23 protein-coding genes and 2 pseudogenes are annotated in these 26520 nt (G+C 60.0%); 11 read left to right on the top strand and 14 right to left on the bottom strand.

Annotated features, from left to right (window positions below; genetic code table 11):
- Nucleotides 1–27: 27 nt before the first annotated feature.
- The gene (sstT, locus tag JH25_RS22825; protein ID WP_032876799.1) at nucleotides 28–1248 is read right to left on the bottom strand and encodes a serine/threonine transporter SstT; all 1221 of its coding nucleotides are present in this window, start codon (nucleotides 1246–1248) and stop codon (nucleotides 28–30) included.
- A gap of 241 nt (nucleotides 1249–1489) precedes the next feature.
- Here sstT and JH25_RS22830 point away from each other — a divergent pair, with 241 nt between their 5' ends.
- Nucleotides 1490–2644, top strand: a complete 1155-nt coding sequence (locus tag JH25_RS22830; RefSeq protein ID WP_032876796.1) for an MFS transporter — start codon at nucleotides 1490–1492, stop codon at nucleotides 2642–2644.
- Between the two features lie 21 nt (nucleotides 2645–2665).
- Here JH25_RS22830 and nhaR read toward each other — a convergent pair whose 3' ends face one another.
- On the bottom strand, nucleotides 2666–3568 hold the full coding sequence (nhaR, locus tag JH25_RS22835; protein ID WP_032876794.1) for a transcriptional activator NhaR: 903 nt from the start codon (nucleotides 3566–3568) through the stop codon (nucleotides 2666–2668).
- Between the two features lie 134 nt (nucleotides 3569–3702).
- Between nhaR and JH25_RS22840 the strand changes: the two genes are divergently transcribed.
- The 4 genes from JH25_RS22840 (at nucleotide 3703) to mnmH (ending at nucleotide 6966) form a co-directional block, all read left to right on the top strand.
- Entirely contained in the window at nucleotides 3703–3954 is a 252-nt protein-coding gene (locus JH25_RS22840) for a hypothetical protein (RefSeq protein WP_005786899.1), read from the top strand.
- A 31-nt stretch (nucleotides 3955–3985) separates the two neighbouring features.
- The gene (locus JH25_RS22845) at nucleotides 3986–4735 is read left to right on the top strand and encodes a TerC family protein (RefSeq protein WP_005786902.1); all 750 of its coding nucleotides are present in this window, start codon (nucleotides 3986–3988) and stop codon (nucleotides 4733–4735) included.
- 93 nt (nucleotides 4736–4828) lie between these two features.
- Complete coding sequence (selD, locus tag JH25_RS22850) at nucleotides 4829–5863, top strand: selenide, water dikinase SelD (RefSeq protein WP_032876791.1); 1035 nt, start codon at nucleotides 4829–4831, stop codon at nucleotides 5861–5863.
- A complete protein-coding gene (mnmH, locus tag JH25_RS22855) occupies nucleotides 5863–6966 on the top strand; it encodes a tRNA 2-selenouridine(34) synthase MnmH (RefSeq protein WP_032876788.1) in 1104 nt (367 codons plus the stop codon). The genes selD and mnmH overlap by 1 nt, the downstream gene beginning before the upstream one ends.
- A 109-nt stretch (nucleotides 6967–7075) precedes the next feature.
- Here the strand turns inward: mnmH and JH25_RS22860 are convergent, their stop codons facing one another.
- Complete coding sequence (locus JH25_RS22860; protein WP_032876785.1) at nucleotides 7076–8131, bottom strand: permease; 1056 nt, start codon at nucleotides 8129–8131, stop codon at nucleotides 7076–7078.
- 58 nt (nucleotides 8132–8189) lie between these two features.
- Nucleotides 8190–8891 carry a hypothetical protein gene (locus tag JH25_RS22865; RefSeq protein WP_005786910.1) on the bottom strand — a complete coding sequence of 234 codons (702 nt, stop codon included), beginning with the start codon at nucleotides 8889–8891 and terminating at the stop codon, nucleotides 8190–8192.
- Between the two features lie 252 nt (nucleotides 8892–9143).
- On the opposite strand from JH25_RS22865, the gene JH25_RS22870 reads away from it, so the two are divergent.
- The 3 genes from JH25_RS22870 to hemB all read left to right on the top strand — a co-directional run bounded on the left by JH25_RS22870 (nucleotide 9144) and on the right by hemB (nucleotide 11779).
- Complete coding sequence (locus JH25_RS22870) at nucleotides 9144–9842, top strand: glutathione S-transferase N-terminal domain-containing protein (protein WP_032876782.1); 699 nt, start codon at nucleotides 9144–9146, stop codon at nucleotides 9840–9842.
- A 3-nt stretch (nucleotides 9843–9845) separates the two neighbouring features.
- Nucleotides 9846–10688: a PhzF family phenazine biosynthesis protein gene (locus JH25_RS22875; protein WP_032876779.1), complete on the top strand. Its 843-nt coding sequence runs from the start codon at nucleotides 9846–9848 to the stop codon at nucleotides 10686–10688.
- A gap of 116 nt (nucleotides 10689–10804) precedes the next feature.
- Nucleotides 10805–11779, top strand: coding sequence for a porphobilinogen synthase (gene hemB, locus JH25_RS22880; RefSeq protein WP_005786915.1), 975 nt, complete (start codon nucleotides 10805–10807; stop codon nucleotides 11777–11779).
- Between the two features lie 76 nt (nucleotides 11780–11855).
- Here hemB and JH25_RS22885 read toward each other — a convergent pair whose 3' ends face one another.
- Together JH25_RS22885 and JH25_RS0126820 are read right to left on the bottom strand one after the other, a co-directional pair.
- The gene (locus JH25_RS22885) at nucleotides 11856–12158 is read right to left on the bottom strand and encodes a contact-dependent growth inhibition system immunity protein (protein WP_032876776.1); all 303 of its coding nucleotides are present in this window, start codon (nucleotides 12156–12158) and stop codon (nucleotides 11856–11858) included.
- Nucleotides 12155–15965, bottom strand: a pseudogene (locus JH25_RS0126820) (RNase A-like domain-containing protein). The gene JH25_RS22885 and the pseudogene JH25_RS0126820 overlap by 4 nt, the downstream one beginning before the upstream one ends.
- Nucleotides 15966–16202: 237 nt before the next feature.
- Here JH25_RS0126820 and JH25_RS22890 point away from each other — a divergent pair.
- Nucleotides 16203–17288 (top strand): DUF1615 domain-containing protein, encoded by a 1086-nt coding sequence (locus JH25_RS22890; protein ID WP_032876773.1) that lies wholly within the window; start codon nucleotides 16203–16205, stop codon nucleotides 17286–17288.
- Here JH25_RS22890 and JH25_RS22895 read toward each other — a convergent pair whose 3' ends face one another.
- The gene (locus tag JH25_RS22895; protein WP_032876770.1) at nucleotides 17289–18083 is read right to left on the bottom strand and encodes a DUF4349 domain-containing protein; all 795 of its coding nucleotides are present in this window, start codon (nucleotides 18081–18083) and stop codon (nucleotides 17289–17291) included.
- Between the two features lie 85 nt (nucleotides 18084–18168).
- On the opposite strand from JH25_RS22895, the pseudogene JH25_RS0126815 reads away from it, so the two are divergent.
- Nucleotides 18169–18414, top strand: a pseudogene (locus JH25_RS0126815) (PaaI family thioesterase); the annotation flags it as partial.
- Between the two features lie 245 nt (nucleotides 18415–18659).
- Here JH25_RS0126815 and JH25_RS22900 read toward each other — a convergent pair.
- The 3 genes from JH25_RS22900 to JH25_RS22910 are packed head-to-tail and all read right to left on the bottom strand — an operon-like array spanning nucleotide 18660 to nucleotide 21242.
- Nucleotides 18660–19841, bottom strand: coding sequence for an acetyl-CoA C-acetyltransferase (locus JH25_RS22900; RefSeq protein ID WP_032876767.1), 1182 nt, complete (start codon nucleotides 19839–19841; stop codon nucleotides 18660–18662).
- An 11-nt stretch (nucleotides 19842–19852) separates the two neighbouring features.
- Entirely contained in the window at nucleotides 19853–20512 is a 660-nt protein-coding gene (locus JH25_RS22905; RefSeq protein ID WP_005786928.1) for a CoA transferase subunit B, read from the bottom strand.
- A 31-nt stretch (nucleotides 20513–20543) separates the two neighbouring features.
- Complete coding sequence (locus tag JH25_RS22910; RefSeq protein ID WP_010211319.1) at nucleotides 20544–21242, bottom strand: CoA transferase subunit A; 699 nt, start codon at nucleotides 21240–21242, stop codon at nucleotides 20544–20546.
- A gap of 133 nt (nucleotides 21243–21375) precedes the next feature.
- Here JH25_RS22910 and JH25_RS22915 point away from each other — a divergent pair, with 133 nt between their 5' ends.
- Nucleotides 21376–22278, top strand: coding sequence for a LysR family transcriptional regulator (locus JH25_RS22915; RefSeq protein ID WP_032876764.1), 903 nt, complete (start codon nucleotides 21376–21378; stop codon nucleotides 22276–22278).
- Nucleotides 22279–22333: 55 nt separating this feature from the next.
- Here JH25_RS22915 and JH25_RS22920 read toward each other — a convergent pair whose 3' ends face one another.
- The 4 genes from JH25_RS22920 to JH25_RS22935 all read right to left on the bottom strand — a co-directional run bounded on the left by JH25_RS22920 (nucleotide 22334) and on the right by JH25_RS22935 (nucleotide 26516).
- Entirely contained in the window at nucleotides 22334–22663 is a 330-nt protein-coding gene (locus JH25_RS22920; RefSeq protein WP_003190335.1) for a hypothetical protein, read from the bottom strand.
- 469 nt (nucleotides 22664–23132) lie between these two features.
- Nucleotides 23133–23987 carry an NAD-dependent protein deacetylase gene (locus tag JH25_RS22925; RefSeq protein ID WP_032876761.1) on the bottom strand — a complete coding sequence of 285 codons (855 nt, stop codon included), beginning with the start codon at nucleotides 23985–23987 and terminating at the stop codon, nucleotides 23133–23135.
- A gap of 8 nt (nucleotides 23988–23995) precedes the next feature.
- A complete protein-coding gene (locus tag JH25_RS22930) occupies nucleotides 23996–24436 on the bottom strand; it encodes a CBS domain-containing protein (protein ID WP_005786938.1) in 441 nt (146 codons plus the stop codon).
- Nucleotides 24437–24566: 130 nt separating this feature from the next.
- Nucleotides 24567–26516, bottom strand: coding sequence for a DNA topoisomerase III (locus tag JH25_RS22935; protein ID WP_032881001.1), 1950 nt, complete (start codon nucleotides 26514–26516; stop codon nucleotides 24567–24569).
- Nucleotides 26517–26520 lie beyond the last annotated feature (4 nt).

Here is a 26520-nt window from a genome sequence, read left to right as displayed (position 1 = left end):
GACGCACGGCGTTTTTTTGCGAGGCGTTTAAGCTGCCTGTTCTTCCTTGCCCAGGCAGGCCGCCGCTGTAAACAACACATCGGTAGACGAATTCAGCGCCGTTTCCGCCGAATCCTGCAATACGCCGATGATGAAACCGACGGCCACCACCTGCATGGCGATTTCACTTGGAATGCCGAACAGGCTGCACGCCAGTGGAATCAGCAGCAGCGAGCCGCCCGCTACACCGGAGGCCCCACAGGCGCAAATGGCCGCGACCACGCTGAGCAGCACCGCGGTCGGCAGGTCCACGGCAATCCCGAGGGTGTGCACGGCCGCCAGGCTTAGCACGGTGATGGTGATTGCCGCACCGGCCATATTAATGGTGGCACCGAGCGGGATCGACACCGAATAGGTGTCTTCATGCAGGCCCAGGCGCTTGCTCAACGCCAGGTTGACCGGAATGTTGGCCGCCGAGCTGCGGGTGAAAAATGCAGTAATACCGCTTTCACGCAGGCACATCAGCACCAATGGGTACGGGTTGCGGCGCAGTTTCCAGAACACGATGGCGGGATTGATCACCAGCGCCACGAACACCATGCAGCCGATTAACACCACCAGCAGGTGCGCATAGCCGAGCAAGGCGCCGAAACCGGAGGTGGCCAGGGTCGAGGCCACCAGGCCGAAGATGCCCAGCGGGGCGAAGCGGATGACCACGCGTACGATCAGGGTCACGCCGTTGGACAGGTCGTCCAGCACCGTGCGGGTGGTTTCACCGGCATGGCGAATCGCAACGCCCATGCCGATGGCCCAGGCCAGGATACCGATGAAGTTGGCATTCATCAGTGCGCTGACCGGGTTATCCACCACGCTGAGCAACAGGCTTTGCAGCACCTCGCCAATGCCGCCGGGAGCGCTCACCGTGGCGTCATGGGTGGCCAGTACCAGAGAGGAGGGGAACAACATGCTGGCGACCACTGCGACCACGGCGGCGGAAAAGGTGCCGAGCAGGTACAGGAACAGGATCGGGCGGATATGGGTTTCCTGGCCATGCTTATGGTTGGCAATCGAGGCCATGACCAGCACAAACACCAGGATCGGCGCAACGGCCTTCAGCGCCGTGACAAACACCTTGCCGATAAAGCCCGTGGCGCGTGCGGCCTCGGGGAACAGCAAGGCCAGCACGATCCCGGCGATCAGGCCGATGACAATTTGTGTGACCAGGCTGACGCGCATTAAACGTTGCAACAGGGAAGGGGCAGCAGTCATAAAGAGTTGTCTCTAGTTTTTTTAGTAGGGCACAGCATTGCAGGCAGAAAGTACTGTAGGAAGCAGGCGCGAAGTCTAGCATGCTGTAGGACGCGTCTCGTTCGCTGCGGCATTCCGTCACCCGTTTACGTCGGATTTGGTCAAGTCCCGACATGTTCTGTTAAGATTCACCCCTCTCATCTTTCCTCTCTATCAGCGAGCCCTTCGGGCTGTCGTTGATGTCGCTGTTTCTGGAGTTTGCATGTTGTTCCCTATCTTGCTGCTGTCGGCAGCCGGTTTTACCGTGCTGACCACAGAATTCGTGATCGTCGGCTTGTTGCCCTCGATCGCCCGGGACCTGAATGTCAGTGTGTCCCAGGCCGGGCTGCTGGTGACGCTCTTCGCGTTTACCGTGGCGGCGTTCGGCCCCTTCCTGACCGCCTACTGCGCGCGGTTCCAGCGCAAGCGTCTGTTTATCAGCATCCTGATCATGTTTGCGGTGGCCAATACCGTGGCGGCATTGGCGCCCAATATTTGGATAATGTCCCTGGCTCGCTTGATTCCGGCGTTGGGCTTGCCGGTGTTTTGGGCCTTGGCCAGCGAAACGGCGGTGGACATTGTCGGCCCTGAATTCGCCGGGCGTGCCATTGAAAAAATCGGCTTCGGCATCGTCTGCGCCACCGTGTTCGGGATTCCGGTAGGCACGCTGATTGCCGATATGTTCGGTTGGCGCACCGCCTTTGCAGTGCTTGCGGTGATTGCCCTGGCCAAAGCGTTATTGCTGTACATCTACCTGCCGGTCACCCAGGCAAAGAACGAGCAAGTCACCTTGCGCTCGCAATTCAAGATCCTGCGCAGCCCGGTGATGCAGGGCCACATCCTGCTGTCGATTCTGGTCTTCAGCGGCATGTTCACCGCCTATACCTACCTGGCGGATATCCTTGAGCGCTTGGCAGGGTTCGACGGCACGCTGGTGGGGTGGTGCCTGATGGGCTTCGGCGCGGTCGGGCTGATCGGCAATTCCCTCGGCGGGCGCGCGGTGGATCGTCACCCCTTGATTGCGTCCATAGTGTTCTGCGGGTTTATGATCGCGGGCATGGTGGCAGTGGTGCCGGCGATTCATTCCACCATTGGCCTGGCGGCAGCGATGGCGGTATGGGGCGTGACCCAGGCGGCGATGTTCCTGGTCAGCCATGTGCGATTGATGAAGGCGGCGCCCCACGCGCCGGCGTTTGCCGCCTCGCTGAATATCGCCGGGGCCAATCTCGGCATTGGCCTGGGTGCAATGGTGGGTGGGCATGTGATTGACACCCTGGGCCTGGGCAGCCTGGGCTTTGCCGCCTCAGGGTTCATCCTGGTGTCGATCCTGCTCGCACTGTGGCTGATGAGCGCCAAACCTCGCGCGGCCAGCGCCTGATCAAAGGGGCGCGCAGTTTTTTCAGGGCAGGGCGGTAAACAACTCGCGTCTTGCCCCTTCGGTAATCGCCACGATGCCGGGGTGCTTGACCTTGCGCTCCACCGAGATCGCATAGAACGACTCGGTCACCGCGTCGGTCTGGCCGATCAGCGCCACGCCGTATTGGCGCACCACCTCATCGGCAATCACGCTGGGGGCGATGAAAATTCCGCTGCCGGATTGCCCAAACGCTTGCATCAACGCACTGTCGTCGAATTCACCGATGATCCGCGGTTGAATCTGCTGCTCGGCAAACCAGCGCTGCAACCGGCTGCGCACTACGGTCTCTGCCCCCGGAATCAATAACGGCGCACCGTGCAAACACTGTGGGAAATCGCCGCCATGCTGGTCAGCCAACGCCTGGGTGGCGAAAAAACTGATGCCGCATTCCCCCAGTTTCTGGCTGTAGCCCTTGATGTCCAGATGGCTCGGCATCGGGCTGTCGGAAATCACCAGGTCCAGACGCTGGATCGCCAGGTCGGCGAGTAAACGTTCGAGTTTGTCTTCGCGGCAGGTGATGCGCAGCGGTTCGCTCAGCTCCATGGTGGGGGCGATCAGGCGGTAGACGATGGATTTTGGCACCACATCCGCCACGCCGACCCTGAACGGGATCTGTTGCTCATCGGGCTGGGCGCGCAGCATCGTCTCAAGTTCGTTGCCCGTCTGGAACATCTGCTCGGCGTAGGGCAGCGCCTGGCGCCCGGCTTCGGTCAGCTCAAGCTGGCGCCCCACCCGCTGAAACAGAGCAATGCCAAAGGTTTGCTCCAATAGGCTGATCTGCCCGCTGATGGTCTGGGGCGTGAGGTTCAGCTGTTCGCAGGCACGCACGATGCTCCCAGTCTTGGCCACCACCCAGAAGTAATGCAGTTGTCGATAATTGAGCATCGGGGTCTACACTTCGTAAAAATCGAAGTATACGCGAGAAAAATACGAATTTTCCTGAACTGTTCACCTGCATAGAATGCATCGCTATCGCGGGGCCACTATTTGGACCCAATGGTTCTAATGAGGAATACAGCATGAAACTCAATTCCCTGGGCGCGGCGTCGCTGCTTGCGCTTTCATTGGTGATGATCGGCGGTTGTGATCAGGTCGAGAAAAGCGCGCAGCAAGTGTTGGGCAAAGCCAGCGAATCGGCCAAGCAAGCGATCGATGACACCCAGAAGGCTGCCGAACAGGCATTGAGTGAAGCGACCCAGGGCTTGATCAATCCGCAGAAGAAAGATGATCAGGAAGAAAAAGACGCTGAATCGAACACCCAAGAAACCTAATTTCCAAGCACTACCACGTCAGGACTGACCTATGGATTACCTTTTACAACTGGCCGCCAGCCCCACCGCCTGGGTCGCACTGGCTACCTTGATCGTCATGGAAATCGTGCTGGGCATCGATAACCTGATCTTTATCTCGATCCTCACCAACAAACTACCCGAGCAGCACCGGGCCAAGGCGCGGCGCATCGGTATCAGCATGGCGCTGGTATTGCGCCTGGGCCTGTTGAGCACCATCGCCTTCATCGTGCAGTTGACGGCGCCGGTGTTTGAAGTGTTCGGCCAGGCGTTCTCCTGGAAGGACATGATCCTGATCGCCGGTGGCCTGTTCCTGGTGTGGAAGGCAACCACCGAAATCCATCACAGCATGGACCCGGAGCCTGAAGAGAAAGCAACGGTTGGCAACACCGTTGCCATCGGCTTCGCGGCGGCCATCGGGCAGATCCTGTTGCTCGACCTGGTGTTCTCCATCGACAGCATCATCACGGCCGTGGGCATGACCGAGCACTTGCCGATCATGATCATTGCCGTAGTGACCTCGGTGATTGTGATGCTGGTGGCGGCCGAACCGTTGGCCAAGTTCATCAATGACAACCCGACCGTGGTGATGCTGGCGCTGGGCTTTTTGATCATGATCGGCATGACGCTGATCGCCGAAGGCTTCGGCGCCCACGTGCCAAAAGGCTACGTGTATGCGGCCATGGCGTTCTCGGCGGCTATCGAATGCCTGAACATCGCACGGCGTAATCGCCACAAGCGTTTGCTCGCTGCCCGCGAGTAACCGCTGACCCAAAAGGCCGGCTGCGCTCACAAGAGCCCAGCCGGCCTTTTGCTGTCTGTTAGAATCGGCCCACTTGATAGCTTGAGGTCTTCCATGAACGAGCCGATTCGCCTTACCCAGTACAGCCACGGTGCGGGTTGCGGCTGCAAGATTTCGCCCCAGGTGTTGGAGGTGATCCTTGCCGGCAGTGGCGCACAGAACCTGGACCCCAACCTGTGGGTGGGCAACGCTTCACGCGATGATGCGGCGGTATACGCCATTGACGACGAGCGCGGCGTGGTCTCCACCACGGACTTTTTCATGCCGATAGTCGACGATCCCTTCGACTTCGGCCGCATCGCTGCCACCAATGCCATCAGCGACATTTATGCCATGGGCGGCGACCCCTTGATGGCCATCGCTATTCTTGGCTGGCCGGTCAACGTGCTGGCGCCGGAGATTGCCCGCGAAGTCATCCGCGGGGGCCGTTCGGTGTGCGACGCTGCCGGTATCCCGCTGGCGGGTGGGCATTCCATTGACGCCCCGGAGCCGATCTTTGGCCTGGCCGTTACCGGGATCGTGCAAAAGCGCCACATGAAGCGCAACGACACTGCCACTGCCGGCTGCAAGCTGTACCTGACCAAGCCTTTGGGCATCGGTATCCTCACCACCGCCGAAAAGAAGGGCAAGTTGCGCGAGGCCGACGTCGGCCTGGCCCGTGACTGGATGTGCACCCTCAACAAGCCTGGCAGCCGTTTCGGCAAGTTGGCCGGTGTCACTGCGATGACAGACGTTACCGGTTTCGGCCTGCTCGGCCACTTGGTGGAAATGGCTGACGGCAGTGGCCTGACGGCCCGCATCGAGTATGCAAAAGTCCCACGTCTGCCAGGGGTTGAGTACTACCTGGACCAGGGCTGCGTGCCGGGCGGCACCTTGCGCAACTTCGAGAGCTACGCCAGCAAGCTCGGGCGCGTGCAGGAGTTGCACAAGCGCGTACTGTGCGACCCACAGACCAGCGGTGGCCTGCTGATCGCCGTCACCCCCGAAGGCGATAGCGAGTTTCACGCGGTAGCCGCCGAACTGGGCCTGAACCTTGAGCCAATCGGCGAACTGCTTGAGCGACAGACCAACGCGGTAGAGGTGATTTGATGGCAACTGACATCACCGATTACCGCGACATCTTCCTCAATGACCGGCCGATGATGGATACCCGCGCGCCGGTCGAATTCGTCAAGGGCGCGTTCCCCGGGGTGGTCAACCTGCCGCTGATGACCGACGACGAGCGCCAGCGGGTGGGCACCTGCTACAAGCAGCAAGGCCAGCAAGCTGCAATCGTCCTGGGCCATGAGCTGGTCTCTGGATCGATCAAGGCCGAGCGCATCGAGCAATGGGCGCAGTTTGCCCAGGCTAATCCGGATGGCCACCTGTACTGCTTTCGTGGTGGGCTGCGTTCGCAGATCGTGCAGCAATGGTTGAAAACCGAAGCGGGCATCGAGTATCCGCGTGTCGGCGGTGGCTACAAGGCAATGCGTACGTTCCTGCTGGAGACCCTGGAACAGACGACCGCTGAATGCGATTTCGTGCTGCTTGGCGGTATGACCGGTACCGGCAAGACCGAGGTATTGGGTCAACTGCGCAACGCCCTGGACCTGGAGGGCCATGCCAACCATCGGGGTTCCAGCTTCGGCAAGCGTGCCACCGCGCAACCGTCCAATATCGACTTCGAGAACCGCCTGGCGGTGGACCTGTTGAAGAAACGCGCAGCGGGCATTGGCCAGTTCGTGGTCGAAGACGAGAGCCGCATGATCGGCAGCTGTGCGCTGCCACTGCCATTGCACAAGGGGATGCAGACGTTTGCGATGGTGTGGCTGGAAGACAGCGTTGAGGGCCGCGTCGAGCGCATCCTGAAGGATTACGTGGTCGACCTGTGCGCCGAGTTCATTGACGTGTTTGGTGAACGCGGCCAGCTATTATTTGCCGAGCGCCTGACCCAAAGCCTGGCCAATATTCACAAGCGTCTGGGCGGCGAACGTTTCCAGCGGCTGCAGGCGATTTTGCAGGACGCCCTGGCGGAACAGGCGCGCAGCGGTGCAGTGGACCTGCACCGCGTGTGGATCGAAGGCTTGTTGCGCGAGTATTACGACCCGATGTATGCGTTCCAGCGCGAGAGCAAAGGCGCTCGGATCGAGTTTGCCGGGGAGCAAGAGGCGGTGGTGGAATATTTGCGTGAACGAGCAGCTCGGGTGGGGTGATCTTTCGGACGCCATCGCAGGCAAGCCAGCTCCCACCTTTTGAAGTGTGAATACATACAAAGGTGGGAGCTGGCTTGCCTGCGATGAGGCCATCAGCCCCACTGAAAATCTAAAGAATCACCGCCCCAATCAACCCACACACCACTCCCACCAGCATGGTCAACCCGGCCACCGTCACCAGTACCCGTGCATCGAAATCCTTGCGCAGCATCAGCAGCGACGGCAGGCTCACGCTCGGCAGGGTCATCAGCAGGGCAACGGCCGGGCCGGTGCCCATGCCCAGGGTCATCATGGTTTGTACGATGGGTATTTCTGCCGCTGTAGGAATCACGAATAACGTACCGACGATCGCCAGCGGCACCAGCCACACCAGGCTGTTGGCCATCGCCCCGTCCACATGGGGGAACAGCCACACCCTTGCTGCACCGAGGATCAATACCGCCAGAATGTACACCGGGATGGTGCTCCAGAACAGTTGCCACAAGGTGCGCAACCAACGGCTCAGGAAGGGTTGCGACTCCAGGGTGCTTACTTCGGCGACAGCCTCCAGCGCCGCTTCCGGCACTTGATCAGGGCGCGCGATACGCTGCGCTACCAGAGACACCCCCACCACCAACACAATCCCGGCCACCAGCCGCAGCGCGGTAAAGTCCCAGCCCAGCACAAACCCCATGAACACCAGCGTGGCCGGGTTCAACACCGGGTTGGCAATCCAGAACGCCAGCGCCGCGCCCACCGACACCTGCTGACGGCGCATGCCCGCCGCCACTGGCGCTGCACAGCAACTGCACATCATTCCCGGCAAGGCAAATAGCCCGCCGCGCAGGGTCGAGCCCAGCCCGGCGCGGCCAAACAGGCGCAGCAGCCAGTCGCGAGGGATCAGTACTTGCAGTAATGAACCGAGGATCACCGCCAGCACTGCGGCTTTCCAGATCGCCAGGAAATACACTTGGGCGTAGGCCAGCGCCGCTGTCAGGGGCGAGCTTTGCTGGTCATTGAGAATCGAGGCGCCAATGCTGTGGTTGTCCGCCGCTACAAACGCCTTGAGGTAGTAGGGCGACCATTTCACATAGTAGAGGCCGATGCAGGCCACCAGCAGAAACAGGGCAGGCTTGTACCAGAACGACCAGCCCCGATTGGGCTGGGAGGACGCGAGGTTGGACATGAAGAGGATCCGCAGGTGAGTCGATAGCCGGGCATCATACGCCCCTGCGGCTCACGCTTCAGATATCTGCACTGACCTGGGTCGGATCCGGGCAGGTTTCATCGCCGTTATTCAGCCCCTGCTTATAGTTGCGACTGAGCAGCGAGGCCTTGCCGTTGTGCCAGGTCAGCGTCAATACGTACAGGGAGTCATAGTCATTGCCAGACCAGTCATCGGTGAGGGTGTGCTTTTCTCCGGACGCTTCGCTGGCGACTTTGTTGATCAGCTCCGGCAGGTAACCATGGGACCAGGCCGTGTAGATCGTCGCGTTGCGGTACTTGTCCTCGACCAGTTCTTCGGCCAGGGCGCTGGTGTCATTCGCTGAGAATTCGATGTTCACCGGCAGGCCAAGCTTGATCGCGCTGGGGCTGATGGTAATCAGTGGGCGAATGTAGCTGTAGGAATTGTCCAGTTCGCCTTCCTCGACATTGCGTGTCGGGTTGGCGGCAAACACGTAGTTGGCCTTGCCAAACTTCTCCGGCAGGACAGTAGCCAGGTTCATGGCACGGTTCAGGCCCTGGCAATTGAGCTGGCCCAGGCCACCGGCCGGTTTTTCGCCGTGGCGCAGGAATACCAGGGTTTGCACGCCGTCCACGGGTTGGGCACGGCTTTCACGGGCGTCGAGAGCGGTGACGATGGCCGCGCTGACCAGCAGCAGCGGCAACATCATGTATGAATAACGTTTGAATCGTTGCACAAGGCGCAGAGGCTTGATCTTCATTATAGGTTCGAGTCTTCGTGCGTCGGGTTAAGGCGGACAGGCCCGGCCCCAGTGACGCGGCAAGCGTCCTGCGGTATTCCCTGTCGATATAGCAAGGTGCCTCCATTCACCCTTCGGGCGCTCTTAAGAGTGCAATCGGGCGTTTTGGTTCGCCCAGAGGGGATACTAGTGGGCAAATGTTGCGCAACGATGACCCATGCACGGTGGCGGGCAGATGACTATCATGAGGGCTTTCCGTCCAGGGGGTTCTCGATGAACGCACTCGCCGCTTTCCCGATCAACAGCAAATGGCCTGCCCAGCACCCGGATCGCCTGCAGTTGTATTCGTTGCCCACGCCCAACGGCGTCAAGGTGTCGATCATGCTCGAAGAACTGGGGCTGCCCTATGAAGCGCACAAGGTCAGTTTCGACACTCAGGATCAGATGTCCCCGGAGTTCATGTCCCTGAACCCCAACAACAAGATCCCCGCGATCATTGATCCTAACGGCCCGAGCGGGCAGCCGCTGGCGCTGTTCGAGTCCGGCGCGATCCTGATCTACCTGGCGGAAAAGACCAGCCAGTTGCTTTCCGAAGACCCGGCCACCCGCTATGAAACCCTGCAATGGCTGATGTTCCAGATGGCCGGGATCGGCCCGATGTTCGGCCAGGTGGGGTTCTTCAACAAGTTCGCCGGCAAGTCTTATGAAGACAAGCGCCCGCGTGACCGCTACGCCGCTGAAGCCCGGCGCTTGCTGGGCGTTCTGGAAAAACGCCTGCTGGGCCGCACCTGGATCATGGGCGATGACTACAGCATCGCCGACATTGCCACTTTCCCCTGGATTCGCAACCTGATCGGTTTCTACGAATCCGGCGACCTGGTGGGCATTGCCGATTTCCCTAACGTACTGCGCGCATTGGACGGCTTTGTCGCACGTCCGGCGGTCATCCGTGGCCTGAATATTCCGAGCTGAAGCATGTCGACTTTCGAGTTCCAACAACTGGATGTATTCAGCCGCGTACCGCTTAAAGGCAACCCGTTGGCCGTGGTGCTCGGCGCCGATAGCCTCACCGACCAACAGATGGCGGACTTTGCCAACTGGACCAATCTCAGCGAAACCACGTTTTTGCTGACACCCAGGGATCCACGGGCCGACTACCGCGTACGCATTTTCACCACCCTCACGGAACTGCCGTTTGCCGGCCACCCGACGTTGGGCAGTTGCCACGCCTGGTTGCAGGCCGGTGGCGTACCCCGAGGCGAGGAGATTGTTCAGGAGTGCGAAATCGGTCTGGTGCGCATCCGCCGCCAAGGTGATGAACTGGCGTTTATCGCGCCGCCGTTGTTGCGTGCAGGGGCCGTGGAGGCTCCGTTGCTGGAACGCGTGCGTCTGGCATTGAAGCTGGCGCCCGAGGCGATTGTGCGCAGCCAGTGGGTCGACAATGGTGCCGGGTGGCTGGCGGTGATGCTGGCTGATCGTGACGCGGTGCTCGCGTTGCAACCGGACTATGCGCAACTGCTGGGCCTGGCCGTGGGGGTGATCGCTCCCTGTGATCCGGTGCGTGACGCGGTAGACGCGCAATTTGAAGTGCGCGCCTTTATCGCTGGCGACGGCGCCCCTGAAGACCCGGCCACCGGCAGTTTGAACGCAGGTGTTGCCCAATGGCTGCTCGCCGAGGGCTTGGCGCCCAGCCGTTATGTGGTCAGCCAAGGCACGGCGATGGGGCGAGCAGGGCGTATTCACATCGAGCGCCAGGGCGATGAGGTGTGGGTCGGCGGCGCCGTAGCGCTGTGTATCCAAGGGCAGCTACAGCTCTAGATCAATAAATTGTTACGCGCCTGGCAATACACTATTGGCCCCTTGGCATTTGTGTTGCCGGGACTTGGGGGCATAAGCTTTGGCCCCAAAGATTTCAGCCATTTTTCAGGAAAGCCATGACCAGTCAGTTCCCCCAAGCCCGCCCACGTCGCCTGCGCCGCTCCCCGCAACTGCGTGGCTTGTTCCAGGAAAGCGAATTCACCCTTAACGACCTGGTGTTGCCGATCTTCGTTGAAGAAGAAATTGACGATTTCGTACCGATTACCAGTATGCCGGGCGTGCTGCGTATCCCGGAGAAGAAACTGGCCGGCGAGATCGAGCGTTACGCCCGTGCCGGCATCAAGTCGGTAATGACCTTCGGCGTGTCCCACCACCTCGACGCCAACGGCAGCGATACCTGGAAAGAGCGCGGCCTGGTTTCGCGCATGTCCTCGATCATCAAGGACGCAGTGCCGGAAATGATTGTGATGTCCGACACCTGCTTCTGCGAATACACCGACCACGGCCATTGCGGCGTGATGCACGGTGCCCATGTCGACAATGACGCAACCCTGGTCAACCTCGGCAAACAAGCCGTGGCCGCTGCCCGCGCCGGCGCCGACGTGATCGCTCCGTCCGCCGCCATGGACGGCCAGGTCCAGGCCATCCGCCGTGCCCTCGACGACGCCGGTTTCACCCACATCCCGATCATGGCCTACTCGACCAAATTCGCCTCGGCCCTTTACGGCCCCTTCCGCGAAGCGGGCGGCAGCGCCCTCAAGGGCGACCGCAAAAGCTACCAGATGAACCCGATGAACCGCCGCGAAGCCGTGCGCGAATCGCTGCTGGACGAACAGGAAGGTGCCGATGCGCTGATGGTCAAGCCAGCCGGGGCTTACCTCGACATCATCCGCGACATCCGCGAGGCGTCACGCCTGCCCGTCGCGGCGTATCAGGTGAGCGGTGAGTACGCGATGATCAAGTTTGGCGCACAGGCGGGGGCGATTGATGAAGACCGGGTGGTGCGCGAGACATTGGGGTCGATCAAGCGGGCGGGGGCGGATTTGATCTTTACCTACTTTGCGATGGATTTGGCGTTGGCGGGGATCTAAAGGAGCCGAGTACACCTGTGGTGAGTGAGCTTGCTTGCGTGGGGCTGCCTAGCAGCCCCGTATCTCGGCCAGAAAATTATTTAATGGCGTTCTTTAATGCTATGGCAACATGGTTTAACCACGTTTCCCCATCATTCCATTCATTAGGGTAATAGTAATAACAGCCGATATCAGAGAGTAAAAAGTCTTGAAGCTCTTTCTCTGTTTTTTTGGCTGATACCAGGTTTTCTAGCTCTAATAGCACTATTGCTATCGTATCTTCAGACGATTCCGAAATAAAAAAATCAATTACGTCGTTTGCGCTTTTGTGATCATCAACCCAATCTTGATTGAAGTACCCAGCAAGAAATTGCTGTAGCTCGGGGTAGTCTTTGTTCATGGGTTTGGAAAGCCTGTGTGAATTCGATATCCAGTATGCATTTTTTGGTCTCTGCGAATAATTAAGTAAATTTCTTTTCCGGGTACAGATGTCGTAGTGTTCTTTCTGAAACTTGTGCCTATTGGCTCTTGGGATGGTTGAGTGATGACTATCTGCTGGTTGTTTCCTTGTAGGAAGTCTTTGATTTTGTCTTGATTGTTATCCAATACCTTTGAAACGGCGAGTTCAGCTGTTGCGCGATCATGAAAAGTAGAGGCTGCCGGGATATGTGGTTCCCGCCTCAAGCGGTCAAGCAATTGTTGATCCGTTCTACCGACATGCTTTTCCATAAGATGTCCTCCTGCCGCCTCATGTGCGGCTAAACCTCCTCCTGGAACGATTGCGCTATAAGGCCCTTCAGGGCAGCTTGTTTTTTTACAGCTTAGTCCCCGCGGATCCACCCACCCTGTGGGATTGGGCACGTACTGGTACGCGTTGATCCCACCCGCCAACTTCACCGGATCCGGCGTCAGGTAACGACCAATATCCGGATTGTAGTAGCGATGGCGGTTGTAATGCAGGCCGCTTTCCGCGTCGAAATACTGACCTTGAAAACGCAGCGGATTGTCGATTTTGCTTACGTCGAACCGGGCGATCTGGCCGTAGGTGCGATAGTGGGCGGACCAGACGATTTCGCCCTCGGGGCTGGTCAGTTCCTGCGGTGTGCCGAGGTGGTCGAGTTGGTAGTGGTAGGGCGTTGTGGCTTGTGGTCCGTAGCCTTCCAGCAGTGCTAATGGGCGGAAGCTTTCGGGCTCGTAGAGGTAACTGCGATGGCGTTCCGCATGGTGCTCGGCAACCAGCTTGTCGCCTTGCCAGAAAAACTCGGTGGTCTCGCCATCCACGGTTTTGCTGACACGCCGCCCAAACGGGTCATACCGATAGCTTGCGGTCTGCCCGTTGGGTTTGGTGACGCCAATCAACCGATGCTGGCAGTCGTAGCGGTATTCCGTGACGAGTTGATGGCCTTTGCCGCGCCGTTCGCGGATCAGGTTGCCGAAGGCGTCGTAGTCGTAATGGCGGTCGCCCTGGATCATCAGGCGATTGCCGGCAACGATGTCCGGGCCGGGACGGTCTTGCATCAGCAGGTTGCCCGCCGGGTCGTGGGCGAAGCGTTCCTGGACGTCTTGGGAATGATCGGCGCGGGTCAGACGATTCAGTGGGTCGTAGCGGTAAAGGTGTTCGCCTTTGCGGGTGTCGAGCAGGCGGGTGAGGGTGCCGCTTTTGTCGTAGTCGTATTGGCGTTGGTAGAGGTAGTTTTGCTGCTGCGTAACGGCGTGGGCGTGTAGGCGGTTTTGGTCGTCGTAGTGGTAATGGCTGAGCAGTTGACCTTGTTGGCGTTGGTGTTCGCGGCCGCTCTTGAATAAATGTGCAGTGAGCACCTCACCATTGAGCTCGACCGTAGCGAGATGGCCTCCCTTGTCATGGTTGAAGGTGAGGCGGTTGTTGTCGGGCAGGCGCAGTTTTTGTAGTTGGCCGCAGGCGTCGTAGCCGTAGCGCAAGGTGCCCCAGCCTTGGTGTTCGGCGGTCAGGCGGTTTTGGCGGTCGTATTCGTAGGCCAACGCCCAGTGGCCGTCACCGCGCCCAGCGGATCCTGTTCGACGGTCAGCCGCCCCTTGGCATCGTAGGATTTGAAATGCTGCGCGCCGTCCGGATCGATGCGCTGCACCAACCGCGCCCGGTCGTCGTGGACATAGACTTCCTGGCTACCATCGGCGTTATGCACCGTGACACGGCCGTCATCCCCCCAGGCATAACGCGTGTCCATCTGCGAAAAACTCGCCCAATGCCGGACGCAACGTGCCGCCTTGCCGGAGCCTTCCCACGCCCAGAAGAAACTCGCCCCACCGGCCAACTGCCGCTCAACAATGACGTGCTGATCGTCGTACCGATAACGCTCGCTTTCACCGACGGCATTGGTCGCGCAAACCAGTCGTCCGTCGAAACAACGTTCTGCTCGGTTTCCCAGACGTAGGGCTCACGCCCTTTGGCGCGATGCACCTGGTAGTCCACCGCCACGATTCGATCCAGCTCATAACGCAGCAGCAGCGAGCGACCAGCACCGTTATCCAGCCGCTCGATCCGCCCGGAAGGATCACGGCAAATGCGCAGGCGGTTGTCATACGCATCGCTGATCGCAGTCAGTACACCGTCGCGAAAGTGATAGAACCGCGACGCCTGGGCCAGCACTAACTCATCAGGAGCCGAGCCCAAGTAGATCGCCGCTTCCGCCAGGCTGTTGGTAATCGCAGGCCGAGCAGAAGTCGGCAAGGGCAGGGTAGTCGAGCGGTTCTCATGATCGGTCCACACCACCGAATCGCCCGACACACAAAGCCTGTGCGCCAGCGCATGACTCCAGCCAAACCCCAACCCGCAATCCAGTTCCACCGCACTGGTGCGATACAGCCGCGTCCACTCAAACGGCAAAATCCCGTCCAGCGCGCCATCGGTAAGGGTCAGCAATTCCTCGCCGGTGACCATCGACACCGGGCAACCATGAGTGACCGTCTTATCTGCTGGAGCCGCCGCATCTCCCTTCGGATTCGACGCCACGGCAGGCGCATCATCCACCGATTCCTGGCGGACCAACGTGGTGCGTTGGGTCTTGCTGCGCACCATCGACACCGGGTTCGAAACCAGCGTATCGCCTGCCTTCAACGGCACCACCGGCACGGCCTTGACCGGTGTCGCGGCACTGCTCAGTAACACCGGCTTGGCGACCTCGACATGCGGCCCCAACCCTGGCCCCACTACTTGCTTGGCCAGCAATTCCAACAACGCTCGTGCGCGCCCGGATTTGACGTGACTGAGCACACCAGCCCCCAATCGCACCACTACGCCCATCGCACCCAAGACGCGAATCAGCAGCAGATTGATCAGGACCTCACCGGTAATTTCGCCCCACAGTTCAGCCATCTCCGGCGGCGGGAGCATGCGCATCCAGCTGACCAGCGCCGATAGATAGATAAACAACAGCGGCTCATCACTGAGCACCAGCAAGCCCTGGGCGATCGCGTCACTGCTCAGTGTCAGCAGTTCATCGAGCTCAGTTTGAGAAAGGTATTGCAGCAGTTTTTCGCTGTTGGGCTTGAGGTCCGCCAGCAGCGCCGACAGCTCGCCAATGTTGTCCCACAGGCTGTAAAGCGCCTTGACCATGCCGCTGGCAAAGGCCGCCTCCAGCAGGCGGCGCCGCTCAAGCGGGCGAGCGTCTGCGTAACTTTTCCACTGGGCTTGGAAAGTGTCGGTCCACTCTTTGCGCAGCCGGGCTTCCAGCGCTGCGATCACCGACTGGTAGGAGGCATACAGCGCCTTGAGGTGATCCTGGGAAACGTTGGGGTAAAAGCTCACCCGATATTGCTGGTTGCGATCACACTCGGTGATCTCAAGGATGCCGCTCGGGCCGATGGTCTTGTGGATGGGCTCGCCCAGCGGACCGCCGTTTGGATCAACGCGTTGCAGCATCACCGCTGTGTCGCCGATCGGCACGAACCGCGTGCTCTGGAACATATGCACCAGGGTCAACGTACCGTTGGCCCGGCAGGTGGCGACGGTGCTGCTGGGAAACAGGGAGCGATTGATCGGGGCAACGAGCGTTACCTCATCGCCGACCTTGAACACCTGCTCAAGCTCCAGCGCCGAGAAGCTCCAGAAGCTATTGGCCCAATCGTCAAAGGTGTTCAAGCAATCGCGAAAGTCACGGAAGACGCCTTCAACGTCGACCGTTTTCACGTTCATTGGGGTCAGGGCCAGCCTGCCAATGACCGGGTTCAAGCGCCAACCCCATCAACCGGGGGGGTAACGAAAACAACCATCTGCAATCCCTCGCACTGTTCAATCAGGCGAGGGACTTTGCAGCGGTTCACAGGGCAGGGGAGTAGCGCTTATCCGGCAGTTATGTGGGATGTTTCAGCTAAGGCTAGGCATCCGCTTCGGCTCACCGACGAACCCCGGTTAGACTTACCTGTCGATATCAGCACTGCCCGGCCTGTCGTTAACCAAGGAAGCCTCATGTATCCAAGTCGTCTGTTCTTTTGCCTCATGCCTTTGCTGGTGCTGGCCGGCTGTTCCACCTCCCGTGGCCCGCAGCAACCCGAGCGCAGTGAGGCCGAGGTGAAGGCGCAGATCGTGCGCCTGCTGCCGGCCAAGGTGTCGGACCGCAACGGTTGGGCCCAGGACATCTACACCGCCTTCGACACCCAGAAAATCTACCCCAGCACCGAAAACATCTGCGCCGTGCTGGCGGTGACCGAGCAGGAGTCTACCTATCAGGTCGACCCGCCTGTGCCGGGCATGGGCAAGATCGCCCAGGATGAAATCCTGCGTCGCGCCGGCAAGGTGCATGTGCCCGCGTTCGTGGTACGCAGCGCCCTGCAATTGCGTTCGCCCACCGGCAAAACCTACGCCGACCGCTTGAATGCCGCACGCACGGAGAAGGACTTGAGCGCGATCTTCGATGACTTCATCAGCATGGTGCCCCTGGGTAATACCTTGTTTGGCGGCTTCAACCCGGTGCACACCGCAGGCCCGATGCAGGTCAGTATCGACTTTGCACAAAAACAGGCGCGGGGTTATCCCTACACGGTGGACGGTACGATTCGCCGTGAAGTGTTCACCCGTCGCGGCGGTATGTACTTCGGCATCGCCCATTTGCTCGGCTACCCGGTGAGCTACGACCAGCCGCTGTACCGCTTTGCCGATTTCAATGCCGGTTGGTACGCCAGCCGCAATGCTGCGTTCCAGGCCGCGGTCAGCCGCGTGACGGGCAAAGAGCTGGCGCTGGATGGGGACTTGATCCGCTATGGCTCCCTGCTGCCCGGCACCACCGAACTGGCAGTGCGCTCACTGGGGGCGAAGCTGGACATGCGCAACCCGAGCATCCGCAGCCAGTTGGAGCAGGGCGATCAGTTGGATTTCGAGGACACTACGTTATACAAGCGCGTCTTCAGCCTGGCCGACCAGGCGGCCGGCAAACCGCTGCCACGGTCGATCCTGCCGGGCATTGTGCTCAAGAGCCCGAAGATCACCCGCAACCTGACCACGGCCTGGTTTGCCAAGCGTGTGGATGAGCGCTATCAGCGCTGTATCAAGCGCTGATCAGCTGCGACGCTTGACGAACCGGCGCCACAACCCAACCCACAGCCACACCACCGGGAACGCCAGGATCACAAACGGCAGCACATAGCTGGCACGCTCCAGGGCGTCTGCCGTGCCGTTCACCAGGTTGTCTCCCAGGTGGCTGAACATCCGGCTGAAACGTGACGCTTGGTTCGCACCGTCAGAAGAGCGGAAATTCAGGGTCACGCGATTGGTATCGAGGCGGCGTTGCTGGCCGGCGGCAACCTGGGCCAATGCCTGCAACTCATTTTCAATACTTGCTTGCTCCTTGCTCAGAACGATCAAGTCACTGACGTTGATATCCTTGCGCTTGGCCAGTTCGTCGAGGCGTTGCTGCTGGGCTTGCAGGCGCTGCTGGCGGCGGCGCACATCGTCGACCGCATCGGCCAGGTCTTCGGCGGTAGTGATGCGCTGGCCGAGTTTGCCGCCTTCAGCCGCGAGGGCGACCATCGGTTCCACACCCGTGGGTGCGATCCGCAGGATGATCTGGCCGCCGTTGCTGTCTTCGGTAATGCCAAGGATATTGCAGGCACCAAAGCGTGCCGTTTCACACGCCTCGCGGGTGGCCTGCATACGCGGCGCGAGCAGGGCGCCGGGCAGGGCCAGGGTCAGTTCATGCTCATAGGCCAGTTGCGCCCCGGCCTTGCCCTGTTCGCCATTGATGACCGTGGCGCGAGAGTGGTCCTTGGGTGAGCAACCGGCCAAGGCCAGGCCAGCGAGCAAAATCAACAGCGGCGCGCGAAGCGGGTGGGAATTGCCGTCCAGGTGGCGCATTACGTTTCCTTGAAATGTGCAGGAGAAATTGATCGCGATTAAAGCCGGTCTGGTCCATTAACGCAAAGCATTGCCGGGGATTTGCCTGGCCGATATTGGCATGGGATACGCCATGGCGTTTTCCAGTGAGCCACCGCTGTCGTTGATTACTGCCAGCATGACCGTGGACTACCTGGGCGCCGTGCAGGTGGGGGAGTGGATGGTGGTACGTTTGGAAAGCCACAGGCGCGGGCGGCAGATGGCGTTTGCGACGCTGAGTTTGCAAGTGCAGGAGCGCATTGTGCTGCGTGCGAGTGCGGTGTTTGCGGTGCCACAGGGTGACAGGCAATGAGATCAAATGTGGGAGCTGGCTTGCCTGCGATAGCGGTGTGTCAGTCAGCAATAATTTGACTGACACACCGCTATCGCAGGCAAGCCAGCTCCCACCGTCTGACCGAGTGCTTACAGGTAGGGAATCGATAAAAGAAAAGGCCTGGCTTTTCGTGGAACCGGGCCTTTTCTGTGTTGCTCTTATTGGCATGGGGCTACTACGCAGCCCAACGGGAGCAAGCTCCCTCGCCACAATAGCGATCCGATTCAGTTGCGTTCGAGTGCCAGGGCCACGCCTTGGCCGCCGCCAATGCACAGCGTCGCCAAACCTTTTTTGGCGTCGCGCTTGATCATTTCATGCAGCAGGGTCACCAGCACGCGGCAGCCTGAGGCGCCAATCGGGTGGCCGATGGCGATCGCACCGCCATTGACGTTGACCTTGTCGGCGTCCCATTCCAGCTCTTTGCCCACTGCCAAAGATTGCGCAGCGAAGGCTTCGTTGGCTTCGATCAGGTCCAGGTCTGCCAACTGCCAGCCGGCCTTGTCCAGGCAGCGGCGAGTGGCCGATACCGGACCGATGCCCATGATGGCCGGGTCCACGCCCGCATTGGCGTAGCTGGCGATACGCGCAAGTACAGGCAAGCCGAGGGCGCGGGCTTTGTCGGCGCTCATCAGCAGCACGGCGGCGGCGCCGTCGTTGAGGCTGGAGGCGTTGCCGGCGGTGACGCTGCCGTCTTTCTTGAACGCCGGCTTGAGCTTGGCCAGGGACTCGGCCGTGGTACCGGCGCGGGGTTGTTCGTCCACCGCGAAAGCCACCGGGTCGCCTTTGCGCTGGGGAATCAGGATCGGGGTGATCTCGTCGGCAAAACGTCCGGCCTCAATGGCAGCGGCGGCTTTTTGCTGGGAGGCGGCGGCGAACGCATCCTGGGCTTCACGGCTGATGCCGTACTTGTCTACCAGGTTCTCGGCGGTGATGCCCATGTGGTAGTCGTTGAATGCGTCCCACAGGCCGTCGGTGATCATGCTGTCGATCATCTTCGCGTGGCCCATGCGCAAACCGGTGCGCGCGGCGGGTAGTACGTAGGGTGCCAGGCTCATGTTTTCCATGCCGCCGACAATGATCACCTCGGCGTCGCCGCAACGAATGGCCTGTGCGCCCAGGTGCAGGGCCTTGAGGCCCGAGCCGCAAACCTTGTTCAGGGTCAGGCTCGGCACGGCGTGGGGCAGGCCGGCGAGGATCGAAGCCTGGCGCGCCGGGTTCTGGCCGCTGCCTGCAGTGAGCACCTGGCCGAGGATCACTTCATCGACTTGGGCCGGGTCCAGGCCGGTCTGCTCCAGCAGGCGACGGATCACGGCGGCACCCAGTTCCGGGGCCGGGATGTTCGCCAGCGAACCTTGGAAGCTGCCCACGGCGGTGCGGGTGGCAGCAACAATCACGACGTCTTGCATGGAATCTGTCCTCACTGGAAGTGCATTTCTGGAACGTGGTCCGGGACGATCAGTTTACCGGCGGTCTTGCTCACAATCTCTTCAACACTGACGCCAGGTGCGCGTTCCTTGAGGACAAAAGCGCCATTTTCGATTTCCAGGTACGCAAGGTCGGTCAGCACACGCTTGATGCAGTTGGCGCCGGTCAGCGGCAGGCTGCATTGGCTGAGCAATTTGGACTCACCGTCCTTGGACGCGTGGGTCATGATCACGATGATATTTTCCGCACCGGCCACCAGGTCCATCGCACCGCCCATGCCCTTGACCAGCTTGCCGGGGATCATCCACGAGGCAATGTTGCCTTGTACGTCCACTTCAAACGCGCCGAGTACCGTGAGGTCGACATGCCCGCCGCGAATCATCGCGAAGGATTCGGCGGAGGAGAAGATCGAAGCACCGATGCGCGCGGTCACAGTCTGTTTACCGGCGTTGATCATGTCGGCATCAATGGTTTCTTCGGTAGGAAACGGTCCCATGCCGAGCAGGCCGTTTTCCGATTGCAGCATCACTTCCATGCCGTCGGGGATGTAATTGGCCACCAGGGTCGGAATGCCGATGCCCAGGTTCACGTAGTAACCGTCCTGCATTTCGCGGGCGACGCGTTGAGCCATTTGTTCGCGGGTAAGAGCCATGGTTGTTTCCTCTTATTGTTCTGGACGGGGATTATTTGCGGACGGTGCGCTGTTCGATGCGCTTCTCGAAGGTGCCGCAGATGATCCGGTCGACGTAGATGCCAGGGGTGTGGATCTGCGCCGGGTCCAGCTCGCCCGGTTCGACGATTTCCTCGACTTCGACCACGGTGATCTTGCCCGCAGTGGCGGCCAGCGGGTTGAAGTTCTGGGCGGTGTGGCGGTAGATGACGTTGCCGAAGTGGTCGGCTTTCCAGCCTTTGACAATGGCGAAATCGCCGGTGATGGACTCTTCCATCAAATACGGGCGGCCGTTGAATTCGCGGGTCTCCTTGCCTTCGGCAACTGGGGTGCCGACGCCGGTGGCGGTGAAGAAGGCCGGGATGCCGGCGCCGCCTGCGCGCATTTTTTCCGCGAGGGTGCCCTGGGGGGTGAGGACTACTTCGATTTCGCCGCTGAGCAGCTGCTTCTCGAACAAGGCGTTTTCACCCACATAAGAGGCGATCACCTTGCTGATCTGTTTTTCTTCGAGCAGCACGCCCAGGCCGAAGCCATCGACGCCGCAGTTGTTGGAAACCACCGTCAGGTCGCGGGTGCCTTTGCGCTTGATCTCGGCAATGAGGTTTTCCGGAATGCCACACAGGCCAAAACCGCCGGAGAGCACGGTCATGCCGTCTTCCAGGCCTGCCAGTGCTTCTTCATAGGACGCCACGCGTTTATCGAAACCTGCCATATGCACCTCTTTTATTGTTTGTGGTCCAGCCAGTGCGTTGAGTGTTGCGCCAGTGGATTGATTTGTTAAGTTGTTTTTTAAGGTTGATTGATTTAGAAAACAGCATAGTCCAACTGCTGTCTGGAGCTGCCTCATGACCGTCAAACAGATGCGTGCCTTTCTCGCCGTTGCTCAGAGTCTGAGTTTTGCTGCTGCCTGCGAGCGCCTGCACCTTTCTCAGTCGGCACTGAGCTTGACCATCAAGGGGCTGGAAGAAGGGTTGGGCGGGCGCCTGTTCAGCCGCAATACCCGTAACGTCGCGCTGACCCCCGAGGGCGAATCGCTGTTGCCCCTGGCGCGCCGGTTGATTGCCGACTGGGACAACGCCGAGGACGAACTGCGCCAGCGTTTTACCCTGCAACGCGGGCGCGTGACGGTGGCGGCCATGCCGTCGTTTGCCGGTAACCTGTTGCCGCCGATCCTGAAGATATTCCGCGCACGTTACCCTCAGGTGAACGTGACGGTGCATGACCTGATCAACGAGCAAGTGCTGGAGATGGTGCGCGACCGTCAGGTGGAGTTGGGCGTTGCATTCGAGCCGTCCGAAGGGTCATCGTTGGCATTTACGCCGTTATATCTGGATCGCTTTATCGCCGTGGTGCCAGGGGATTCGCCGTTGGCTCAGCGTGCCGAGATCGATTGGAAAACCTTGCTGGAGCAACCGTTTATCACGTTGCAACGCCCCTCCACGGTACGGGTGATGTTGGAAGAACACCTTGGTGCCTTGCAGATGAAATTGCCCGTAGCGTTGGAAAGCCATCAACTGGCGACCGTGGGGAAGATGGTCGCCAGCGGGCTGGGCGTCAGCGCCGTGCCAGCGTTATGTGCCCGGCAGATGGAGGAGGCGGGTGCTCATTGCATTACCTTGACCGGCCCGGTGATCGAGCGGCCAATTGGCGTGTTGACCAAACCTGGGCATGAGTTGTCGGCGGCGGCGCAAGTGTTGTTCGATATTTTTCGGGATGAGGCGGGGAAGGGCAGGTTTCCAACTTTCTAACGCTATAAAAAATGCGGGAGCTGGCAAGCCAACTCCCGCATTGATTGAGTAATACTTAGTAGTAGCGGTCGATCACTTTAACTTGCGAGCTGTCTTTGAAAGATGCCCAGGCATTGTTGAGTGTATCGAACACCTGCTCGATAAAGTTTCGATCAGCCGCAGCCTTCTTTCCGACATAGCCCTGGCCACGGCGGTACATCTTCAGGCGCGCCGCCAGTTCACGGTTATTGCGGTCGAACTCGGCTTCTTCGGTATGGGGCGCCAGGCAGTCAATTTGCACTTCGCCCGATTTGCCAATCCACAGGATATGGTCGTCGAGTGTGTCTTTCTGCGCTGCGAACATCTCAGCCAATTCATCGATAGTTGGTTGGTTGTTCAGATTCATGTGTAAGCCCCTTGACCAGTTGGCGATCTATCAATTGATTCGTTAAAACTGCGTAGTTGTCTCCGGTTCCGAAAACCGGGCGTCAGTGACGGTCTGCCGAATACGGGCAGGGTCTTGAACCTGATGCATGTAGTCTTGCTGATGAACTGCTACGCAACGCTTTCATAACGAAGACAAGCAGCGTTTTAGCTCCTTGTACCGGACCCTTTCGGGGCTGGTCAGCTTCATCAATCTGCCTTGTGGGCAGTGCACATCCGGAAAAACAGCTCGGCGGTCAGACGAGCCTGTTCAAAACGCTTGTTACCAACGCTCCCGATCCGGGAGACGTCTAGATCATGCAAGGACAAAAAGGTTACGTCAACGATTATGTAGTGATTATTTTTGATCACTACATAATTTGTTGTGGGGGCGGGGGAATGCGGGAAAACGTGACTTGGGCGTCATTTTTTGGAGGTGCAGGTCGGGCGTTTCAACCCTCCTGTAGGAGCCGGTCGACGAGCAACGGCAGTAGCTGCTCGCAGGAGGCCTGGATTTTAACCTGCAGCAGCTCATCCCCGCGTGTCTTGCCCAGATTGATCGCAATCACCGGCTTACGCTGCTCGACCATGGCCTTGCACAATCGGAACGCCGAATAGGCCGTCAGTGACGACCCCACCACCAGCAGGCCCTCAGCGTGTTCTACCGCCGCCATCGCCTTCAGCGCCGTCGCCGGTGCGACATTCTCGCCAAAGAACACCACGTCAGGTTTGAGCCGCTCGCCGTTGCAATGGGGGCAGTGGGGCACCTGGAAGTGTTGTTCAAACGCCGGATCGAGCAAGGTGTCGCCATCCGGCGCTTGCACGGCGTGAACCTGCGCCATATGCGGGTTATCAACTTCCATTTGCCGCTGGATCACATCGCGCTCGCTGCGCAGTTGGCAATCCAGGCACAGCACCCGATGCAAGCTGCCGTGCAACTCGATCACGTCATGGCTGCCGGCCTGGTCATGCAGGGTGTCGACGTTCTGCGTGATCAGCCCGCTGATATGGCCATGGTGTTGCAGTGTCGCCAGTGCCAGGTGAGCCTTGTTCGGCTGCGCAATGCGCACACGCGGCCAACCCAGCATCGCCCGCGCCCAGTAACGGCGTCGCGCATCCGGGGTGGCAAGAAATTCCTGGTACATCATCGGTGCTTTGCCCCGGCGTACACCTTCACTGTCGCGGTAATCCGGGATGCCCGACGAGGTGCTGATGCCTGCGCCGGTCAAGGCTAAAAAGCGTCGTTCAGCCATAGCCCGGTGCAGGATTTCGAGGTGGTCCGCCTGATGTTCCAGCGTGTCGAGCATGGTGTCTCCTATTCGCCGCGGATGTATTGCTCCAGCTGTTTGATCAGATCGGCCTGTTCGGCGATGGCTTCCTTTACCAAGTCACCGATGGACAGCAGGCCCAACAGTTCGCCGTCTTCGACCACCGGTAGGTGGCGCAGGTGACTGTCGGTCATGATGTTCATGCATTCCTCGACACTTTTATGGGTGTCGACGGTGATGACGGGAGAGCTCATAACATCGTCGACCCGAGTGGTCACCGACGACAGGCCTTTGAGAATGAGTTTACGTGCGTAATCACGCTCGCTGATGATCCCTACGACTACACCTTCCTTGACGACTGGCAAGGCTCCGACGTTTTTCTCCGACATCCGCACCAGCGCTTCGAACACCGTGTGGTCCCATTGAATGGTGTGGACGTCCTGGTTTTTCTGATCCTTGGCTTTGAGCAATTGTGCGACGGTTTTCATGGCGGCCACTCCGGTGTTGTTCTTAGGTAGTCAGGGTCCCCTAAAGAATCCTAGACGGCCTGCGGCAGGGCAAGACCCAAAGCGGCGTTAAACCTGTCGAAAAACGTCATTTGCCGGATTTTTACGCGTTCTAGCCCGCCGTTGTCGGTTTCTTTGTGCGCTTTGGACTGGCCGCAGCCTTGCGTGGAGCGCTCTTGCGTTTCTTCTTCCAGGGCGTAGCACCTCGACCTGCCGGGCTGGCGGGGCCGGTGATGGTCATGCGCATACCGTTACAGCGCGCCACCTGCTTGCTCATCCACGCCGCCTGCTTGGCAACGAATTCTTCCAGGCTCATTTCGCCGCTTTGTACCATGTCCAGCGCTTGCTCCCAGATGGCGGTGGTGCCTGGGTCGGCAATGGCGCGGGGCACCGCGTCAATCAGGCTGAACGCGGCTGGGGTTGCCGACAGGGCTTTGCCGTTTTTCACCAGGTAACCGCGGTCCAGCAAGCCCTGGATGATCCCGGCGCGAGTGGCTTCGGTGCCGATGCCGGTGGTGTCCTTGAGCTTTTGCTTGAGCAGCGGGTCTTGCACCAGTTTGGCGACGTTTTTCATCGCCTTGATCAGGTCGCCTTCGGTAAAGGGCTTGGGCGGTTGGGTCCACAGGTCCTTGAGGTTGACCTTGGCCACGGCGTAGTCCTGGTCCTGTACCAGCGTCGGCAAGGCCTGGGGGGCGGGTGCTTCACGGCCTTTGGCGGGCGCCAGTGCCTCGGGCAATGCGCGTTTCCAGCCCGCTTCGATGATGACCTTGCCCACCGCACGCAACGCCTGGCCGGCACAGTCGAAATCTGCCTGGGTGCGGTCGTATTCATGGTTGGGCAGGAACTGCGCCAGGTAGCGCGCGCGTATCAAGGTGTAGACCGCACGGTGCTTGCCGGTCAGTTGGCTTAAATCCTTGCCCGCCCCAGTGGGGATGATGCCGTGGTGGGCGCTGACCTTGGCGTCATTCCAGGCCCGCGAGCGGCGTTGAGGGTCGATGTGCGGCATCAATTCGTTGACCGCCGCATCCGCACGGCCCAGCGCCGAGAGGATCTTTGGCGCCTCACTGTGCTGGCTCAACGGCAGGTAGCCGCAATCGCTGCGCGGGTAGGTGATGACCTTATGAGTTTCGTAGAGGGATTGGGCAATATCCAGGGTTTCCTGGGCGCCCAGGCCGAGCTTTTTGGAACAGATTTCCTGCAGTGTGCCGAGGTCAAAGGGCAGGGGGGCAACTTCGCGCATGCGTTCGGTGCGCAGCTTTACCAGCCGCGCCGTGTTCGCGTTGCCCATGGCGTCGGCCGCGTCCCGCGCCAGTTGCGTGTTGAGGCAGCGGCCCTGGTCGTCGCAGGCATCTTCATGGGCGCGCCACTGGGCGGTAAAGGTCATGCGCTCGTGGCGCAGGTCGACATCAATGGCCCAGTACGCCACCGGCACGAAATCGGCGATGCTGCGATCACGGTCCACCACCAGGCGCAGGGTCGGGGTTTGCACCCGGCCTACTGGCAATACGCCCTGATAGCCGGATTGGCGCCCCAGTAGGGTAAACAGGCGGCTCATGTTCATGCCGATCAGCCAGTCGGCGCGGGAGCGGCCCAGGGCCGAGTGATACAGGCTGAAGGTTTCGGCGCCCGGCTTGAGCGCCGCCAGGGCCTTGCGAATGGAGGCCTCGTCCAGTGCCGACAGCCATAGCCGCTGGATCGGCCCACGGTAGCGGCAATGCTCCACCAGTTCACGGGCGATCATCTCGCCCTCACGGTCAGCATCGGTGGCGATCACCAGCTCCTGGGCTTCCCCCAGCAAGCGCTTGACCGCCTTGTACTGGCTGGCGGTCTTGGGCTTGACCAGCATCTTCCATTTTTCCGGAACGATCGGCAGGTCGGCCAGCACCCAGCGTTTGTATTTGGCGTCGTAGGCGTCGGGCGGGGCGGTTTCCAACAGGTGCCCGATGCACCAGGTGACAGTAACCCCGTTGCCCAGCCAGCAGCCGTCGCCGCGGCGTGTGGCGCCGAGCACGGCCGCGATATCCTTGGCCTGGGAGGGTTTTTCACAGAGGTACAGCCGCATGGTC

Origin of the sequence: Pseudomonas sp. BRG-100 (assembly GCF_000737955.1) — a bacterium.
Taxonomy (GTDB): domain Bacteria; phylum Pseudomonadota; class Gammaproteobacteria; order Pseudomonadales; family Pseudomonadaceae; genus Aquipseudomonas; species Aquipseudomonas synxantha_A.
The sequence above is the reverse complement of the archived record's forward strand: the minus strand, read 5'-3'. Positions and strand labels throughout refer to the sequence as shown.